Origin of the sequence: Aliiroseovarius sp. M344 (assembly GCF_025140835.1) — a bacterium.
Classification (GTDB): domain Bacteria; phylum Pseudomonadota; class Alphaproteobacteria; order Rhodobacterales; family Rhodobacteraceae; genus Aliiroseovarius.
This window is the reverse complement of record NZ_CP081153.1, coordinates 1,201,081-1,215,105: the sequence shown is the minus strand read 5'-3', so window position 1 is coordinate 1,215,105 and position 14,025 is coordinate 1,201,081. Positions and strand designations below refer to the sequence as shown.

At 58.0% G+C, this 14,025-nt stretch carries 14 protein-coding genes; 8 read left to right on the top strand and 6 right to left on the bottom strand.

The genetic code is table 11. From position 1 onward, the window contains the following. Positions 1-65 precede the first annotated feature (65 nt). The 5 genes from K3556_RS05880 to pta all read left to right on the top strand — a co-directional run bounded on the left by K3556_RS05880 (position 66) and on the right by pta (position 5,655). The gene (locus K3556_RS05880) at positions 66-656 is read left to right on the top strand and encodes a GNAT family N-acetyltransferase (RefSeq protein WP_260518794.1); all 591 of its coding nucleotides are present in this window, start codon (positions 66-68) and stop codon (positions 654-656) included. Positions 657-777: 121 nt separating this feature from the next. Further along, positions 778-1,080 (top strand): hypothetical protein, encoded by a 303-nt coding sequence (locus K3556_RS05875; RefSeq protein ID WP_260518793.1) that lies wholly within the window; start codon positions 778-780, stop codon positions 1,078-1,080. A 55-nt stretch (positions 1,081-1,135) separates the two neighbouring features. Further along, the gene (locus tag K3556_RS05870) at positions 1,136-2,614 is read left to right on the top strand and encodes a PLP-dependent aminotransferase family protein (protein ID WP_260518792.1); all 1,479 of its coding nucleotides are present in this window, start codon (positions 1,136-1,138) and stop codon (positions 2,612-2,614) included. Between the two features lie 117 nt (positions 2,615-2,731). Beyond that, complete coding sequence (gene xsc, locus K3556_RS05865; protein ID WP_260518791.1) at positions 2,732-4,504, top strand: sulfoacetaldehyde acetyltransferase; 1,773 nt, start codon at positions 2,732-2,734, stop codon at positions 4,502-4,504. Between the two features lie 146 nt (positions 4,505-4,650). Continuing rightward, positions 4,651-5,655 (top strand): phosphate acetyltransferase, encoded by a 1,005-nt coding sequence (pta, locus tag K3556_RS05860; RefSeq protein WP_260518790.1) that lies wholly within the window; start codon positions 4,651-4,653, stop codon positions 5,653-5,655. On the opposite strand, the gene K3556_RS05855 is transcribed toward pta, so the two are convergent. From K3556_RS05855 to K3556_RS05840, 4 genes are read right to left on the bottom strand one after another with little or no spacing between them, the layout of a single operon-like run. Then, positions 5,652-6,524 (bottom strand): phosphate acyltransferase, encoded by an 873-nt coding sequence (locus K3556_RS05855; RefSeq protein WP_260518789.1) that lies wholly within the window; start codon positions 6,522-6,524, stop codon positions 5,652-5,654. The two genes, pta and K3556_RS05855, sit on opposite strands and share 4 nt — an antisense overlap. A 22-nt stretch (positions 6,525-6,546) precedes the next feature. Continuing rightward, on the bottom strand, positions 6,547-7,338 hold the full coding sequence (locus tag K3556_RS05850; protein ID WP_260519180.1) for a metal ABC transporter permease: 792 nt from the start codon (positions 7,336-7,338) through the stop codon (positions 6,547-6,549). Next, the gene (locus K3556_RS05845; RefSeq protein WP_260518788.1) at positions 7,328-8,083 is read right to left on the bottom strand and encodes a metal ABC transporter ATP-binding protein; all 756 of its coding nucleotides are present in this window, start codon (positions 8,081-8,083) and stop codon (positions 7,328-7,330) included. Before K3556_RS05845 ends, K3556_RS05850 begins: the two co-directional genes overlap by 11 nt. Further along, complete coding sequence (locus tag K3556_RS05840; protein WP_260518787.1) at positions 8,080-8,574, bottom strand: transcriptional repressor; 495 nt, start codon at positions 8,572-8,574, stop codon at positions 8,080-8,082. Before K3556_RS05840 ends, K3556_RS05845 begins: the two co-directional genes overlap by 4 nt. A gap of 191 nt (positions 8,575-8,765) precedes the next feature. Here K3556_RS05840 and K3556_RS05835 point away from each other — a divergent pair, with 191 nt between their 5' ends. Further along, complete coding sequence (locus K3556_RS05835; RefSeq protein WP_260518786.1) at positions 8,766-9,605, top strand: zinc ABC transporter substrate-binding protein; 840 nt, start codon at positions 8,766-8,768, stop codon at positions 9,603-9,605. Between the two features lie 45 nt (positions 9,606-9,650). On the opposite strand, the gene K3556_RS05830 is transcribed toward K3556_RS05835, so the two are convergent. Then, positions 9,651-10,862, bottom strand: a complete 1,212-nt coding sequence (locus K3556_RS05830) for an acyl-CoA dehydrogenase (RefSeq protein ID WP_260518785.1) — start codon at positions 10,860-10,862, stop codon at positions 9,651-9,653. 3 nt (positions 10,863-10,865) lie between these two features. Then, entirely contained in the window at positions 10,866-12,161 is a 1,296-nt protein-coding gene (gene gabT / locus K3556_RS05825; RefSeq protein ID WP_260518784.1) for a 4-aminobutyrate--2-oxoglutarate transaminase, read from the bottom strand. A gap of 137 nt (positions 12,162-12,298) precedes the next feature. Between gabT and K3556_RS05820 the strand changes: the two genes are divergently transcribed. After that, on the top strand, positions 12,299-12,880 hold the full coding sequence (locus tag K3556_RS05820; protein ID WP_260518783.1) for a cupin domain-containing protein: 582 nt from the start codon (positions 12,299-12,301) through the stop codon (positions 12,878-12,880). An 8-nt stretch (positions 12,881-12,888) separates the two neighbouring features. Further along, on the top strand, positions 12,889-13,992 hold the full coding sequence (locus tag K3556_RS05815) for a CaiB/BaiF CoA-transferase family protein (RefSeq protein WP_260518782.1): 1,104 nt from the start codon (positions 12,889-12,891) through the stop codon (positions 13,990-13,992). Positions 13,993-14,025: the final 33 nt, after the last annotated feature.

The window sequence follows — 14,025 nt, the reverse complement described above, 5'->3', positions numbered from 1 at the left end:
GGTGCAACGGCCCGTTTTTTTTGGCCGTATGACGCCCAAGACTGGACAGAACCAAAGGAAGTATCATGTGGCCAGAGCCGATAAACCTGACCGGTCAACACGTCCGACTTGTCCCGCTTCATGCAGATCACGCGCCTGCTCTGAAAGACGCTTGTGCAGAGGGTGATCTGCACCGTCTTTGGTATACTGCTATCCCAGCACCAGACGCGATGGAGGCAGAAATTGACCGCCGTCTTGGGCTTCAGGCCGAAGGGTCAATGCTGCCCTTAACCGTGTTGTTACCGGATGGCACCCCGGTTGGCATGACCACATATATGAACATTGACGCGGCCAATAAACGGCTCGAAATCGGTTCAACTTGGTATCGGATTTCCACCCAACGCGGACCACTGAACACCGAGGCCAAGCGCCTTTTGTTGTCGCATGCCTTTGAGACGCTGGGCTGTATCGCGGTTGAGTTTCGCACCCATTTCATGAACCAGCAAAGTCGCCGGGCAATCGAACGGCTGGGCGCGAAGCTTGACGGAGTTCTGCGCAGCCACTCCCTTGGCCCGCAGGACACCATACGTGACACCGCCGTCTATTCGATTATCGCATCGGAATGGCCGGCGGTGCGCGCGAACCTGTCCTGGAAGCTGGCTCAACCACGCGCATAACGGCCAGTTCACACCAATGTGCACCTGCCTGGATGCACAAACACTAGACTTTTCGACTTTTTGTTCTATATTTGTTCTCATGTGCTGAACATTGATCAAACCATGAACAGGAGGACCGAACATGCACGCTGCCCGCACATTGCCGCCGACTCCGAAACAGGTCGATTATGCCCGTCAGATTGCCGCCCGTTTGGGCGCCAGCATACCGGCGGACAAGATAAGCGACCGTGCAGCCCTGTCAGGCTGGATTGGTGAACATCAGACCCGCTTGAAATCAACCGCCACACGCTCCCGCGACAGCCGGGCCACATCGCGTCAGGTGGCATTTGCCGAACGCATTGCGCGGGCAAAGCGACGCGCAATTCCCGATGAATGCTTTCGGGACGCCGGCCTGATGTCTGCGTGGATATCGTCCAACCGCTAAGGCTAGCCGTAAGTCCAGATTGCGCTGGATCTAAGTCCACGTTAGGGTTGTCGACATGGCAGCACCCGTAGAAACCTTTTTTCTGGATCAGGACGCGCAAGGCACCCTGCAGGCCCAGATACAGCAGATGATCGCCGAGGCAATCTTGTCCGGTCGATTGCCGCGCGGCGAAAAACTACCCTCCACCCGCCGCCTGTCCGCCCATCTGGGCGTCAGCCGGATAACAGTGACGCTGGCTTATACCGAGCTTCAGGCCAATGACTATCTGATGTCCAAGGGGCGCAGTGGGTTCTATGTGTCTGAAAATGCGCCGGAACCCCCGACTTTCAAACTGCACAAACGTGGCGAAGACACGGTCGATTGGCATCGCGCCATTGGCACCAGTTTCACCGGAGGCAGCACCCCAACAAAACCGCTGGAATGGCGGCGGATGAAGTATCCGTTCATTTATGGACAGGCTGACCCGACCTTATTCGACCACAACGCTTGGCGCCTGTGTGCGTTGCGGGCCTTGGGTCAAAAAGATCACCCGGCCATGATGCGGGATTACTATGATCAGGATGATCCACAACTGACCGAATTCATCGCGCGCCACATCTTGCCGCGCCGTGGTATTCAAGCACGCCCTGAAGAAATCCTGATCACGCTGGGGGCCCAGAATGCCTTGTGGTTGTCGGCGCAAGTGTTGCTGACACAGCGGCGCACTGCGGCCATTGAGGACCCGTGTTATTATTCGCTTCGCGATATTCTGATGCAAAGCCGATGCCACCTGTTGAAGATCCCGGTGGATCGCGACGGGCTGCAACCCGCAGCGTTACCCGATGGAATCGACGTCATCTATTCCACGCCAAGTCATCAAAGTCCGACGACAGCCACGATGCCGCTTGATCGACGCAAAGCGTTGCTCAAACGTGCCCGAGAATTGGAGGCCGTGGTGGTCGAGGACGACTATGACTTCGAGATGTCCTTTCTCAAGCCGCCCTCGCCCGCCCTTAAATCTCTGGATCGCGAGGGGCGCGTTATCTATGTCGGCAGCTTCTCGAAATCGCTGTTTCCGGGGTTGCGACTTGGCTTCCTTGTCGGCTCGGAACCCTTCATCCGCGAAGCGCGCGCCTTGCGTTCCGCCGTGTTGCGCCACCCACCCGGGCTGATCCAACGCACTGTCGCCTATTTCCTGTCGCTGGGTCACTATGATGCCCTTATTCGACGGATCGGATCAGCCTATCACGAACGGCGCGATGTGATGAACAAGGCGATCGAGGAAACCGGGCTGACCATTGCCGGTCGCGGCGTTTTCGGCGGATCAGCGTTTTGGATGCGCGCGCCAGCCGGGGTCGACACACGCACGCTGGCAGCTGTCTTGCAAGAGAAAGACGTGATGATCGAACCCGGCGCGCCGTTCTTCGGAGACGATGCCCCGCCAACGAACTTTTATCGGCTCGCTTACAGCTCAATTCCGGCATCGCGCATTCCCAAAGGGATATCGTTGATTTCCGAGGCCATCGCCGCCGCACCCATTTCTGGCGTCAAATAGCCCAAGCATCTGGCCCTATAGAACACCCCCTCGCCTGCCTAAGAATAGCTTCAACAATTGACACGTCCGGGCACTGAAATGCCGGGGACGCCTGTAATCACTAAGGGAGCGCACCTGATGAAAATGACCACGGAAGAAGCCTTTGTAAAGACGCTTCAATTGCATGGAATTGAGCATGCTTTTGGCATTATCGGTTCTGCCTTCATGCCCATTTCCGACAATTTCCCCGCTGCGGGCATCCAGTTCTGGGACTGCGCGCACGAGGGTTCAGGCGGCATGATGGCCGATGGTTACACGCGCGCCACCGGCAAAATGAGCATGATGATTGCCCAGAACGGCCCCGGCATTGCGAACTTCGTGACCGCCGTCAAAACCGCCTACTGGAACCACACGCCACTTTTGCTTGTAACCCCGCAGGCCGCCAACAAGACCATTGGTCAGGGCGGATTTCAAGAAATCGAACAGATGAACATGTTCGCTGATTGTGTAGCCTACCAAGAGGAAGTCCGTGATGCGTCGCGCGTGGCTGAGGTTCTGAACCGCGTCATCATCAATGCAAAACGTGCCAGCGCGCCAGCTCAAATCAACATGCCGCGCGATTTCTGGACCCAAGTCATCGACATTGATCTGCCTGAAATCGTCGAATTCGAACGTCCTTCAGGTGGCGAACAAGCATTGACCGAGGCTGCGGACCTTCTGTCCAGCGCCAAATTCCCGGTCATCCTGAACGGTGCAGGTGTTGTTCTTGGCGGCGCAATTCAGGAATCGATGAACCTGGCCGAGCGTCTGGATGCACCCGTTTGCGTTGGCTATCAGCACAATGACGCCTTCCCCGGCAGCCACCCCTTGTTCGCTGGTCCTCTGGGGTACAACGGCAACAAAGCGGGCATGGAGCTTATCAGCCAAGCGGATGTGGTTCTGGCTTTGGGCACACGTCTCAACCCGTTCTCGACCCTGCCCGGTTATGGGCTGGATTACTGGCCCAAAGATGCCAAGATCATTCAGGTCGACATCAACCCTGATCGCATTGGCCTGACCAAGAAAGTCAGCGTTGGCATCGTTGGTGACGCGAAGAAAGTTGCGACGTCGTTGCTTGAGAAGCTGTCAGCCTCGGCCGGTGACGCCGGACGTGAAGAGCGCAAGTCGACCATCGCCAAAACCAAATCGGTCTGGGCCCAGCAATTGTCGTCAATGGACCACGAAGAAGATGATCCCGGCACAACCTGGAACCAACGTGCGCGTGGCGCCAAGCCTGATTGGATGAGCCCCCGCATGGCGTGGCGTGCCATTCAAGCCGCCCTGCCTAAAGATGCGATCATCTCGTCTGACATCGGCAACAACTGTGCCATCGGCAACGCTTATCCGAGTTTTGAAGCTGGTCGCAAGTATTTGGCGCCGGGTCTGTTTGGTCCTTGTGGCTATGGCCTTCCGGCCGTGGTTGGTGCCAAGATCGGTTGCCCGGACACGCCGGTTGTCGGCTTCTCTGGTGATGGCGCGTTCGGCATCGCGGTAACTGAGCTGACCGCCATTGGTCGTGAAGAATGGCCTGCGATCACACAGGTCGTATTCCGCAACTACCAATGGGGTGCGGAGAAGCGCAATTCGACCCTGTGGTATGATGACAACTTCGTCGGCACCGAACTGGACACGCAGGTCAGCTATGCTGGCATCGCGAATGCATGCGGCCTGAAAGGCGTTGTCGCCCGGACGATGGAAGAGCTAACAGCTGCTCTGGACCAAGCAATCAAGGACCAGAAAGCCGGAACGACCACGCTGATCGAAGCGATGATCAACCAAGAACTTGGCGACCCTTTCCGTCGCGACGCGATGAAAAAGCCTGTTGTTGTCGCTGGGATCAGCAAAGACGACATGCGCCCACAAAAAGTATAAAATCACGGTCTGGGCGTCGCCAAGGCGCCCAGACAACCGTCCCGCTTTTCGATGCGCCGGCACCTTCCAATTCTGCCAAAGCACGGGCCGGGACGATCGTTAGACAGCCCAACCGGCTGCCGCATCCAACAAAGAGGCGAGACCCTATGAAGCCGCTGGAGACACTCCTGCAGAACGCTGCGCGGTCTCACCATAAGATCATGCTTTCAGAAGGCAGTGATCCCCGCGCCATACAGGCCGCCTTCGACGCCGCAAAGCAAGGCATCGCGCGGGTTGGTCTGGTCGGTGATGCAGACGAAATACAGGCAACATTCACAGCACTCGGGTTGGAGATGATCGACGGGATCGAGGCACATACGCCCGAAACCTCGTCGCATCTGGAAGCCTTGACCTCGCTTTACTATGATCTGCGGAAACACAAAGGCATTACGCGCGCGGACGCAGCGACTGCCGTACTCAACCCGCATGTTTTTGCTGCGCTGATGGTGAAAGCCGGACACGCAGATGGCACTGTCGGCGGCGCCGTCGCCACCACCGCAGAAATAGTGCGCACCGCAATTCAGGTCATTGGCCCCAAATCCGGCAGCAAACTCGTCTCAAGTTTTTTCCTGATGCTGTTTTGCGAGGTTCATCACGCCCGCAAAGGCGCGATGATTTTCGCCGATAGCGGCTTGGTTGTCGATCCAAACGCCGAGGAAATGGCGCAGATCGCCTTGTCATCAGCCGCGTCATTCGAAACCCTGACGGGTGAAGTGCCGCGTGTGGCGATGCTGTCATTCTCAACACGCGGCAGTGCAGCGCATCAATCTGTCTCAAAGGTTGTCAAAGCGACGCAAATCGCCAAAGACCTCGCGCCCGACTTGTTGATCGACGGCGAATTGCAGTTCGATGCAGCATTTGTGCCCGAAGTCGCAGCGAAAAAGGCCGAAGGCAGCCCGCTTGAGGGCGCTGCCAACGTGTTCATTTTCCCAAATCTCGAAAGTGGCAACATCGCCTACAAGATTGCCCAGCGTATGGGCGGCGCGACAGCGATTGGGCCCGTATTGCAGGGGCTTGCAAAGCCCGCCAATGACTTGTCTCGCGGGTGCTCGGCCGAAGATATCCTGCACATGATAGCCGTCACTGCGGCACAGGCCAGCGCTGCCGACTAACCCAGTTGGCTAATTCCGTCACCTGCAATGGCCAGCACCGTACTGGCCACAATATCATCAACTGTCGCGCCGCGTGACAGATCACAAACCGGTCGCTTGAAGCCTTGCAGTATTGGCCCATAGGCGCGCGCGCCTGCTAGGCCAACCATCAGTTTATAGGCAATATTCCCAGCATCCAGATTGGGGAAGACCAGCACGTTTGCATCACCCTGCCAATCGCTTCCCTTTTGTAACGCCACATCGCCGTTCAGGGCTGCGTCCCCTTGCAAAGGGCCGGCAAACCCGGACAAAGCAGCAGCGTGCGCCACTTTATCGACCGATGGCCCCGCACCAGATTGACCTGTCGAGTAAGACAACAAAGCCACCTTTGCCTCGCCCAGCAGTTTGCGAGCGGTATTTTGGGACACCTGTGCGATCTCTGCCAGTTGGCCAGCGTCCGGGTCTACGTTGACGGCGCAATCGGCAAAGATCAATTCACGCCCGTCTGGCAGGACCATCAAAAAGAAGCTGGACGGTGTCGCAATTTCTCCCTCCAACCCGATTACAATGGAAGCTGCTTCGATCACCCGCCGCGATGGGGCGGCGGCTCCTGCAACCATTACGTCGGCTTCTCCAACCGCCAACATCGCAGCCGCCCGCATTAAGGGACGCTCTAACATTCGCACGGCAAGATTTTCCCGCATCGGGCGCGTTTTGACCAGAGCCGAAATGTGATGCGCGCCCAGATCAGACAATTCCACAGGCTCGGCCAATCCCTCTGCCGCCAATGTCTTGGCCGCCAAGGCAATGCGCGGATCTTCCATCTCAGGCAGGATCACACGGGCCTTTTTGGCACGAGCGATCTTGATTGCGCGGTCGAGGGCGGACATGGATGTTCCTTTAAGAAGGGGATTAAGCGCGGCGGCGTGCATTAATAACCGTCATGGCCAGATAGATCAGCGACGCGGCTACAATAATCGATGGTCCTGCTGGCGTGTCATACCGAAGCGACCCCCAAAGGCCCCACAAACTGGCCAGCCACCCAATACCCACGGCGGTCATGGCCATCACCACGGGGCTTTGCGCGACCAGACGCGCGGCGGCGGCGGGAATGATCAGCATGGCCGAAATCAACAAGGCCCCAACCACTTTCAATGACACCGCGACGACCACAGCCAATGCGATCGTCAGCACCAGCCCTTCACGTGTGGGATTGATCCCCGAGGCCGCGGCAAGATCAGGGCTGAGCGTCGACAATAGCAGCTTTGACCAACGCCAGATGATCAGCGCCGCGATTGCAAGTGCGCCGGCCCAGACCAACATCAAATCGGCCCGCGTCACAGCCAGAATATCTCCAAACAGAAAAGCCGCCAGATCCACCCGCACGCCGGGCGCGAACGAAATCGCAACCAGACCAGCCGACAAAGCAGAATAGGATAGGACGCCAAGCCCGGTATCCGTGGATTGTCCCCGCGTGGACATCCAACTTACGGCCAACGCCATGGATAGGGCGACGACCAGTGTCCCAAGCCAGATTGGCAGCGACATAAGAAGTGAAAGGGCTACACCTAGAATGGCGGCATGTGCCGTTGCATCGCCGAAATAGGCCATGCGCCGCCAAACGACGAACGATCCAAGCGGACCCGTCGCCAAGGACAACCCGATCCCGGCAAGTGCCGCACGCACCAGAAAGTCATCCAGCATTCGCCGCGTCCTTTTCGACGGCATGATCATGTCCGCAGTCGGTGTGATCATGGTCGTGCTGATGCTGATACAAGGCGAGTGCGCCATGTGTGCCATGGCCGAACAGTGCACGGTATTCTGGCGCATCGCGCACCACATTCGGTGTGCCTTCGCAACAGACATGGCCGTTCAGACAGATCACCCTGTCAGATGCGCTCATCACCACATGCAGGTCATGCGAGACCATCAGGACCGCCAGCCCTTCTTCGGTTCGCACAGATTCGATCAATTGGTAAAACGCGGCCTCACCCATCTGGTCCAGCCCTTGCGTCGGCTCATCCAGCACAAGGATATCGGGCTTTGCCAAAAGAGCGCGGGCCAACAGAACGCGTTGCAACTGCCCGCCAGACAATTCCGATATCTGGCGCTGCTCGACATCTGGCAAGCCAACCCGCTGCAACACTTCTGACTTCTCAACGGCGCTGTGGGGCGTTGGCAGGTTCAGGAAACTGCCCACTGGCATCGGCAAACTGCCGTCCAAGGCAAGCTTTTGCGGAACGTAGCCCACCACAAGACCGGGTTTTCTGGCGACAGAGCCGGATACCGGCAAGATGCCCAACAAGGCACGCAGAAGCGTGGACTTCCCGGACCCGTTCGGCCCAACAATGGTGACAATCTCGCCAGGCTCTATGGCGAAATCCACATGCTCCAGCACCAGCCGTCGGCCATGCGAAACGGAGATATCATGGGCAGAGATCAAGCTCATGTCGCGGCCTCGTCCGCACAAGTGGGGCACAGGCCAAGCGCTTCGATATTTGTGCGCTCAACCGCAAAGCCAAGGTCATGTGCAACGCGGTCGACCTCATTGCGAACCGACTGTGCGCAGGATTCGGCAACGGCTTTGCATGTCTTGCAGATGAAGAACACCGGCGCGTGGCTATCGCCCGGCGCCGTACAGGCCGCAAACGCATTCAAGCGCCGGATACGATGTGCAAACCCTTGATCCACAAGAAATTCCAACGCGCGATACGCAACCGGGGGTTGGCTGCCAAACCCCTCAGCGGCCAAGCGTTCCAAGACGTCATAGGCCCCCATCGCGCGATGCTCTTCCAACAAAATCTCTAAAACGCGCCGCCGCACGGGCGTCAGGCGCGCGCCGCTTTCACCGCAAAGGGCCTCCGCGCGAGCCAGAACATCCTGCGCACAGGCCGCGTGGTCATGAGAGTGAAAAGCACATGATGGATCACGTTTGGTCATTTGGGTTTGACACCGTCTTTATGTGATATTATTACACAACGGAATAGTATAACATAACCCATCCCTACTCAAGGCTACAAATAATGCGTTTTCTCCTGTCCGCGCTCCTCCTTTCTGCGTCCCCAGCCGCTGCAGACGCGCCGCGCGTCGTCACTGATTTTGCCCCAGTACATGCGCTGGTCTCCGAGGTCATGGGCGATCTTGCATCGCCTCAGCTTCTCCTCCCACAAGGGGCGGACCCGCATGCCTTCCAGATGAAGCCTTCGCAAATGCGCGCCCTGACGCAGGCTGACATGGTATTTTGGGTCGGGCCTGAGCTGACGCCCTGGTTGGAACGCGCGCTGGATGGCACCAGCAACGCACAATCCGTTGCCTTGCTGGACGCAGCCGGAACACATCTTCTCGAAAGCGATCACCATCATGAAGCGCAAGAGCATGATCACGACGATCACGACGATCACGACGATAACGACGATAACGACGATAACGACGATAACGACGATCACGCACACGACCCCCATGCCTGGTTGTCACCTGAAAACGGAGCGGCTTGGCTGTCGGCGATAGCAGAGACTTTGGCGGCCGCTGACCCCGACAACGCGCAAACCTATCTGAACAATGCTGCTGCCGCGCGTGATGATCTGGCTATCGTTGATGCTGCGATCAAAGATCAGCTCGAACCTGTGCGCGATCGTGGCTTCATCGTCTTTCACGACGCCTTTGCCTATTTTACAGACCACTATGGCTTGTCATCTTTGGGCGCGGTCCGAGAAGGCGACAGCGCCCCACCCTCTGCCGCCCAACTGGCAGAGATCACCGAACTTTTGACAAGCGGTCGCGTTCACTGCGCCTTCGCCGAGGCCGCCGAGGGGCAAGACATGATGCGTGATATTGTGAACGGAACAGAAGTTGGCGTCGGCGTGCTGGACCCGAGTGGATCGAACCTGACCCCCGGACCCGACCTGTATGTGCAGCTGTTGCGCGCGCAGGCCGATGAAATCTTCGCCTGCCTCAGCGGCACAGATGGCTAAGCACCTTGTGCGGAATGGGGCGCTGCAATGCGCCCCATTTTCTGTTTAGAAAAACGCCTGTAGCCCGGTCTGCGCACGACCAAGGATCAGCGCGTGAACGTCATGCGTGCCTTCATAGGTATTCACCGTTTCAAGGTTCACCATGTGCCGGATCACGTGGAATTCCTGACTGATCCCGTTGCCGCCATGCATGTCGCGCGCGTGACGCGCAATTTCCAGCGCTTTTCCGCAATTGTTGCGCTTGATCAGTGACACCATTTCAGGCGCGGCCTTCGCCTCGTCCATCAAACGCCCGACACGCAATGCCGCGTGCAAACCTAAAGTGATTTCGGTCTGCATATTGGCCAGTTTCAACTGGAACAACTGCGTCTGCGCCAATGGCTTGCCAAATTGCTTGCGGTCCAGCCCATATTGACGCGCCGCGTGCCAGCAAGCCTCTGCCGCCCCCATCGCGCCCCACGCGATGCCATAGCGCGCGCGGTTCAGACAGCCAAACGGACCCTTCAGCCCTTCTACATTCGGCAAAAGCGCGTCTTCCGAAACTTCAACATTTTCCATGACAATCTCGCCGGTGATCGACGCGCGCAGGGAAAGTTTGCCTTCGATCTTCGGGGCACTCAGCCCTTTCGCGCCTTTTTCCAGCACGAAGCCTTTGATCTTGCCACCATGGGCCTCGGACTTGGCCCAGACAACAAACACATCCGCAATCGGCGCGTTTGAAATCCACATCTTGGCGCCGTTCAGAACATAACCACCATCGACCTTCTTGGCCGTGGTCTTCATGCTGCCGGGATCGGACCCTGCATCGGGTTCGGTCAAACCAAAACAGCCAATCCACTGACCAGATGCCAGCTTGGGCAGATATTTCTTGCGTTGTTCATCCGTCCCGTAGGCATAGATCGGATACATGACCAGCGACGACTGCACAGACATCATCGAGCGGTAACCGGAATCGACGCGCTCCACTTCGCGCGCGACCAGACCATAAGCCACATAACCCGCGCCAAGCCCGCCGTATTCCTCGGGGATGGTGGTGCCAAGCAGACCCATTTCACCCATCTCGGCGAAAATCTCTGGGTCGGTTTCTTCCTTGGCGAACGCATCAGTAACACGCGGCAGCAGTTTTTCCTGCGCATAGGCGAATGCACTGTCGCGGATCATGCGCTCGTCCTCTTCAAGCAGCATTTCCATCAGGAACGGGTCTTCCCAATTGAAGCTCGACAGCTCGGGACGGGATTGCGGGGCAAGTTCGGCCATATCTCAGGCTCCTTTCGCGTTAATGGCAGCCTCGATCGAGGCTTCAAGGATATCAAGGGCTTCGGCCAACTGGTCCATCGGCACCGTCAGCGGGGGCAGAAGCCGCACAGCATTGGCACGGGTGCCGCATGCCAGAAGGATCAGCCCGCGCGCCTCGGCCTCGGCCACGATGGCCATGGTCAGGGGCGCATCCGGGTCGTTGGTTTCGCGATCCGTGACCAGTTCGAAGGCAACCATCGCGCCCAGACCGCGCACGTCGCCAATCGCCTCCATCCCCTGACGGCTTGCGATATCCGTCAGACGCGCCATGATTTGATTGCCGATGTCGGTGGCACGGTCACACAGCTGTTCCTCTTCGATCACGTCCAGCACGGCATGCGACGCAGCAATAGCCAGCGGGTTGCCCGCATAAGTGCCGCCGATACCGCCAACGGGCGCAGCATCTACGATCTCTTTACGGCCGGTGACAGCGGACAGGGGGAAGCCCCCCGCCAAACCCTTTGCCATGGTCACCAGATCAGCGGCCACACCTGCATGATCAAACGCGAACATCTTACCTGTCCGTGCGATACCAGCCTGAACCTCGTCTGCGATCATCACGATGCCATATTGGTCGCAAATCTTACGAAGCGCGCGCAGGAACTCTGGCGGCGCGATGTTAAAGCCCCCCTCGCCCTGCACTGGTTCGATGATCATAGCGGCCACACGCTCGGGGTCGATCGAGCTTCTGAACATGTTGTCGAGCACGGACAGCGACATCTCGACCGTGACACCGTGAAACGCATTCGGGAATGGAACGTGGACGACTTCGGGCGGCATTGCGCCAAAGGCCTTTTTATAGGGTGTCACTTTCCCGCACAGCGCCATCCCCAACAGGGTGCGCCCGTGGAACGCCCCAGTGAAGGCGATCACGCCCGAGCGCCCGGTATGCGCGCGCGCCATTTTCACTGCGTTTTCCACAGCTTCCGCGCCGGTTGTGACCAGCATGGTTTTCTTGTCGAAATCACCCGGCGTGGCGGCGTTCAGACGCTCTGCCAACGCGACATAACCTTCATAGGGGGCGACGTGGAAACAGGTATGGGTGAACGCCTCGGCCTGCGCGGCGACCGCCGCCATCACCTTGGGGTGGCGGTGACCCGTGTTGTTCACCGCAATGCCCACGGCAAAGTCGATGTAGCGTTTGCCGTCAACGTCCCAAAGCTCTGCGTTTTCAGCGCGGGCGGCGTAGATGCCGCGCGTCGCCACGCCATTGGCGACAGCATCCGTGCGTCGTGCCTTCAATTGCTCGGTGTTCGACATGCGATCCCCCATCTTGAATTTTGATTCCGCCCCATATTGCGCAAAATTCTGAGCAATGCTATCAAAATTTTGCGCAGTATTTGCAAAAGCGGATGAGTCCGCTGTCCACTCAGCGACGGCAAAGCAAGGGAGAGCACATGCAGGAGGAGTTCGATGTTGGCACGCGCTTGAAATCGCTGAGACAGCAATTTGGCTTGTCTCAGAGGCAATTGGCCGAAGCCGCGAATGTACCGCATGGCCAGATCTCGATGATCGAACGCAACCATAGCTCACCGTCCGTTGCGTCGTTGCGCAAGATTTTGGGCGGATTGAACATGTCCATGTCAGAGTTTTTTGAACCCGAAGCGCCCGCGACTCATCAGGTTTTCTTCACCCCAGTCGAGCTGCGCGACCTGACATCGGCCCTGTATCAGGACAACGAAGCGGCCCGCCGGATGATCACAATCAAGCAAGTGGGCGATGCCAAAGCGCATGGGCTTCAGGTTCTGCAGGAGTTGTATGAGCCCGGCGCCGACACCGGTGAAACCATGATCGAACATGAAGCCAATGAAGGCGGCATCGTCATCGAAGGCGAGCTTGAGGTCACCGTGGGCGATGCCTCCCGTGTGCTTAAAACTGGGGATGCTTATCTTTTCAATTCACGCGAACCTCATCGCTTTCGCAACATATCGGACCGCCCCGCCCGCGTGGTGTCCGCCTGCACCCCCCCATATCTTTAGGAGCCGCCATGCATCCGCTTGAAGGACTGAAAGTCGTCGAACTCGCCCGCATTCTGGCCGGGCCCTGGATCGGGCAGTCACTGGCCGATCTGGGCGCTGAAGTGATCAAAGTCGAAAGCCATGATGGTGATGATACCCGCAAATGGGGTCCGCCCTTCATCGAACGTGTCGGCGACAGGACGGCCGCTTATTACTATTGCGCCAATCGCGGAAAGGACTGCATCACTGCGGATTTTCGCACCCCTGAAGGTCAACAAATGGTGCGGGATCTGATCAAGGATGCGGACATCTTGATCGAGAACTTCAAGGTCGGTGGGTTGGCGAAATACGGGCTTGATTACAGCAGCTTGTCCGCGATCAATCCCCAGCTGATCTATTGCTCGGTCACCGGGTTTGGACAGGATGGACCTTGGGCCAAGCGGGCCGGATATGATTTCCTGCTTCAAGGATTGTCGGGCCTCATGTCTGTTACCGGCGATCCTGCCGGGCAGCCGCAGAAAGTGGGCGTCGCGATTACCGACATTGTTACCGGGCTTTACGGCACGATTGGCATTCTGGCGGCTGTGGAACAACGCCACCGCACCGGACGCGGGCAGCATGTGGACATGAGCTTGTTGGATTGTGCGACCGCCATGATGGCCAATCAGGCAATGAACTTTCTTGCAACCGGGAACAGCCCTGCGCGCATGGGCAATGAACATCCAAACATTGCGCCCTATCAGGTGTGCCCGGTCAGCGACGGCCATATTATTCTGGCGGTTGGGAATGACGGGCAATTCCAACGGTTCTGCAAGGTGATCGGACGCGACGATCTGGCCGATGATGCGCGCTTTAGCTCAAATCAGGATCGGGTGGCGAACCGCGCCGCTCTCACCCCCGAGATCGAGACAAGTCTGGCAAGCTGGACAATGGCCGACATCCTGACCGCGCTTGAAGATGCAACAGTTCCAGCGGGCCCGATCAACTCGATGGAGCAAACCTTCGCCAACCCGCAGTTGCAACATCGCGGGATGCAGATTGCGCCAGAAGGTGTGCCGGGAGTTCGGGGGCCGTGGGTGTTTTCAGACGCTGAGCTGGATCTTGAAAAATCGGCGCCGCGCCTGCCGAAATAACTACTGGCGCTGACGGCGCGCCTGCTGTCATCA

What these genes read in the sequence shown, in the direction of transcription:
- K3556_RS05820 (WP_260518783.1), top strand. Translation starts at nt 12,299, where the DNA reads ATGCAGGAGGAGTTCGATGTTGGCACGCGCTTGAAATCGCTGAGACAG.
- xsc (WP_260518791.1), top strand. Translation starts at nt 2,732, where the DNA reads ATGAAAATGACCACGGAAGAAGCCTTTGTAAAGACGCTTCAATTGCAT.
- K3556_RS05830 (WP_260518785.1), bottom strand. Translation starts at nt 10,862, where the DNA reads ATGGCCGAACTTGCCCCGCAATCCCGTCCCGAGCTGTCGAGCTTCAAT.
- K3556_RS05880 (WP_260518794.1), top strand. Translation starts at nt 66, where the DNA reads ATGTGGCCAGAGCCGATAAACCTGACCGGTCAACACGTCCGACTTGTC.
- K3556_RS05855 (WP_260518789.1), bottom strand. Translation starts at nt 6,524, where the DNA reads ATGTCCGCCCTCGACCGCGCAATCAAGATCGCTCGTGCCAAAAAGGCC.
- K3556_RS05835 (WP_260518786.1), top strand. Translation starts at nt 8,766, where the DNA reads ATGGGCGATCTTGCATCGCCTCAGCTTCTCCTCCCACAAGGGGCGGAC.
- K3556_RS05815 (WP_260518782.1), top strand. Translation starts at nt 12,889, where the DNA reads ATGCATCCGCTTGAAGGACTGAAAGTCGTCGAACTCGCCCGCATTCTG.
- K3556_RS05870 (WP_260518792.1), top strand. Translation starts at nt 1,136, where the DNA reads ATGGCAGCACCCGTAGAAACCTTTTTTCTGGATCAGGACGCGCAAGGC.
- K3556_RS05840 (WP_260518787.1), bottom strand. Translation starts at nt 8,574, where the DNA reads ATGACCAAACGTGATCCATCATGTGCTTTTCACTCTCATGACCACGCG.
- gabT (WP_260518784.1), bottom strand. Translation starts at nt 12,161, where the DNA reads ATGTCGAACACCGAGCAATTGAAGGCACGACGCACGGATGCTGTCGCC.
- K3556_RS05845 (WP_260518788.1), bottom strand. Translation starts at nt 8,083, where the DNA reads ATGAGCTTGATCTCTGCCCATGATATCTCCGTTTCGCATGGCCGACGG.
- K3556_RS05850 (WP_260519180.1), bottom strand. Translation starts at nt 7,338, where the DNA reads ATGCTGGATGACTTTCTGGTGCGTGCGGCACTTGCCGGGATCGGGTTG.
- pta (WP_260518790.1), top strand. Translation starts at nt 4,651, where the DNA reads ATGAAGCCGCTGGAGACACTCCTGCAGAACGCTGCGCGGTCTCACCAT.
- K3556_RS05875 (WP_260518793.1), top strand. Translation starts at nt 778, where the DNA reads ATGCACGCTGCCCGCACATTGCCGCCGACTCCGAAACAGGTCGATTAT.